The sequence below is a fragment of the Lutibacter sp. genome (assembly GCF_041596795.1).
Classification (GTDB): Bacteria; Bacteroidota; Bacteroidia; order Flavobacteriales; family Flavobacteriaceae; genus Lutibacter.
Window position 1 is genome coordinate 1 of the sequence record NZ_JBFHHX010000233.1, and the last position, 3,294, is coordinate 3,294.

The following is a 3,294-nucleotide window of genomic DNA, read 5'->3' on the forward strand; positions in this document are numbered from 1 at the left end:
GGTTGTACTTTCCAATTTTCAGGATAACATAATGATAATTTTCCCGATAAATTTTCTTTCACAGACTTTACTTTTAATGAAACTTTTTGAGAGTCTTCATTTGAAAAAACAAAAACTTTCTCTGTAAAAGTTGTCGAAACTTCTGGGAGAATTTCAAATGGTTTGTACACTTCTCCTTTAACCGGATCATTATATTTAAACACTACTTCTTTATTAATTGGGATTTCAACACCACTGATTTCAACTAAAAAATTAGCAACAATTTCACGTGGTGTTTCTGGCATACCAATAAACTGTTTATTTTCAACCTTGTACATTCCTAAAGTTCCTTTTTCCGTAAGCCAATATGGTGTAGTAATTTTTATTTCAGCAGGAATTTCAACATCAAAATTAAAAGCGAAAGGTTCATTATTTTTTAATTGAACGTTTGTAATTTTATCAACATTTAATGATTTTAAATGGATTGATTTTAACATTATTTTTGATAAACTTCTATTAATAGCTTCAACGCTTATTTTGTTTTTTGAACCATTGGTTGAAGTAGATTCGTTTGCAACAACTTCTACAAACAAACCAGAACACGCCGAAATTATGTCAACAATTTCTTTTGATTTAATTGTTTTCCAATGTTCATCTTTCAAATTTTGAATTAAAGAATACGCTTTTACTAAATCCGAAATGCTAGCAGCAGGATTCTTAAAATTATATTCCTTAGCCACTTTTTGTAGAATTTCTCCAATAATTTTTCCACCTTCAACTCTATTCCAACTAGTATCAATACCATCAAAAACGGTTTTATTTTTTGGAAAATCACCTTTTAAAAACTCTAAATATTCTGTTTGATTTCCTCTGGATCCAGTACTTCCAAATCCTTGCGATTGATGCTGGCTTCTGCTTAAAGCGGCAATTTCACCATTAGATAATCCTAAATTTTGGTAAAAATCTCCAACCTCAACACTTAATAAATTAGTTTTATCAGCTCTTTTAAAATTTTCTTCACTTCCATAAAACCACCACGATGTATTAAAAAATAAGCGTTTTGGCTTCCAAACTTCATCATTTTTTAAATGTGTTTTATACATTTTATCAGAAGCCAAATCAAAAGCTTCTACACTTAACATTGCTGATGATGTATGATGACCGTGTGTACTTCCTGGTGTATTTGCATTAAATCTGTTTACAATTACATCTGGCTTAAATTTTCTAATTACCGCAACAACATCATTTAAAACTTCGGTTTTATTCCAAATTTCCAATGTTTCATCTGGATGATTTGAATATCCAAAATCGTTGGCTCTTGTAAAAAATTGTTCACCTCCATCAACACTTCTGGCTGCCAATAATTCTTGAGTTCTAATAACGCCTAACAATTCTCTAAGCTCTGGGCCAATTAAATTTTGACCACCATCACCACGAGTAATACTTAAATATGCCGTTCTTGCTTTAACATCGTTTGCAAAATAGGAAATTAATCGCGTATTTTCATCATCAGGATGCGCTGCTAAATACAATACAGAACCTAAAAAGTTTAATTTTTCAATTGCTTCGTAAATCTCGCCAGAAGTAGGCTTTTTAGGCGCTTGTGCAAATGAAAATTGAAAAAAGACGATGAATATTAAAAGAACTGCGGAAAGTTTTTTCATGTAAAAATTTAATTACTTAGTAGAAAAACAAATATAAAATTAAATTATGCTTTACCCCATTAACTTAACATTTATTAACACAATTATAACTGTTTTATATTTGTTAAAAGTGTTTACAACCATACAAAACTGTTAATAACTATCATTTTTTAAAACAACATTTTTAGAATATATTTGTAACTTATTCCATTAAAATAATCATAAATGAAATTTATAGTATCAAGTAGTCAATTATTAAAACAACTTCAAGTATTAGGCGGAGTAATTAATAGCAGTAACACCTTACCTATTTTAGATAATTTTTTGTTTGAATTAGATCAAAACGAATTAAAAATTTCAGCTTCTGATTTAGAAACCACTATGAGTACAATTATTGAAGTAGAATCTGACTCAAAAGGTTCTGCTGCAATTTCTGCACGATTATTATTAGACACCTTAAAAACATTTCCAAATCAGCCGTTAACATTTAAAACTGAAGAAAACAATACAATTGAAATCAGTTCTAGTCACGGTAAATACGATATGGCTTATTTTGATGGTAGTGAGTTTCCAAAAGCAGTTTCAATTCAATCGCCAAGCAGTACTGTAATTCCTGGTGATGTTTTAGCTACAGCAATTTCAAAAACTATTTTTGCTGCTGGAAATGATGATTTACGCCCAGTTATGAGTGGTGTATTTTTTCAGTTTAGTAATGATGCTTTAACGTTTGTAGCAACAGATGCTCATAAATTGGTTAAGTATACTAGAACTGATGTTACCGCAAATACTCCTGCAGAATTTATTATGCCTAAAAAACCTTTAAATTTATTGAAAGGAATTTTAGCAGGGTCTGAAAGTGATGTAACTATAGAATATAACAATGCAAACGCTAAATTTATATTTGATAACGTTGTATTGATTTGTAGATTAATAGACGGTAAATATCCAAACTACGAAGCGGTAATACCAAAAGAAAATCCAAATAAATTAACTGTTGACCGAGGTACTTTTTTAAACTCTGCGCGTCGTGTTTCTATTTTCTCAAGTAAAACAACACATCAAATACGTTTAAAAATGGCAGGAACAGAATTAAATATTTCTGCAGAAGATGTAGATTACTCTAACAAAGCTGAAGAACGTTTAGTTTGTGAATACCAAGGAGACGATATGCAAATAGGTTTTAACTCTCGTTTTTTAACAGAAATGTTAAGCAATTTAAGCTCAAATGAAGTGTTAATTGAAATGAGTTTACCAAACAGAGCTGGAATTTTAACGCCTGCAGATGGTGTTGATGAAGGCGAATTTATTACAATGTTGGTAATGCCAGTTATGCTAAATAGCTAAAATTTTTAGCACCCAAATTATATTAAAAGTCGTTACTTAAATGTTACGGCTTTTTTTGTGTTTCATTTAAATGATTCATAAAATATTGCTTAAATTAGATGTTGGTTTAAAGTAGCGTATTAATAATCATTCATCAAAAAAAAATTATGAAAAAAACAACTAGCATAAATAGAAGAAATTTTATAGCACAAACAACTTTGGCAAGTGGAACTTTATTATTTCCAATGGATGCAATTTCAAATGCGCTATTTTCTTCTAAAAAGGCAGTAACAAACAACCTTGAAATCCATCTTTTTTCAAAATGCTTACAGTTTTTAGATTATAAAGA

3 protein-coding genes are annotated in these 3,294 nt (G+C 29.8%); 2 read left to right on the forward strand and 1 reads right to left on the reverse strand.

Annotated features, from left to right (window positions below; all coding sequences use genetic code 11):
- A partial coding sequence (locus tag ABY298_RS15655; RefSeq protein WP_372746985.1) for a PIG-L family deacetylase occupies positions 1-1,643 on the reverse strand: 1,643 nt, incomplete at its 3' end.
- Positions 1,644-1,847: 204 nt separating this feature from the next.
- On the opposite strand from ABY298_RS15655, the gene dnaN reads away from it, so the two are divergent.
- Together dnaN and ABY298_RS15665 are read left to right on the forward strand one after the other, a co-directional pair.
- Positions 1,848-2,966, forward strand: coding sequence for a DNA polymerase III subunit beta (gene dnaN, locus ABY298_RS15660; protein WP_372746986.1), 1,119 nt, complete (start codon positions 1,848-1,850; stop codon positions 2,964-2,966).
- Positions 2,967-3,112: 146 nt separating this feature from the next.
- On the forward strand, positions 3,113-3,294 hold a 182-nt coding region (locus tag ABY298_RS15665; RefSeq protein WP_372746987.1), incomplete at its 3' end, for a hypothetical protein.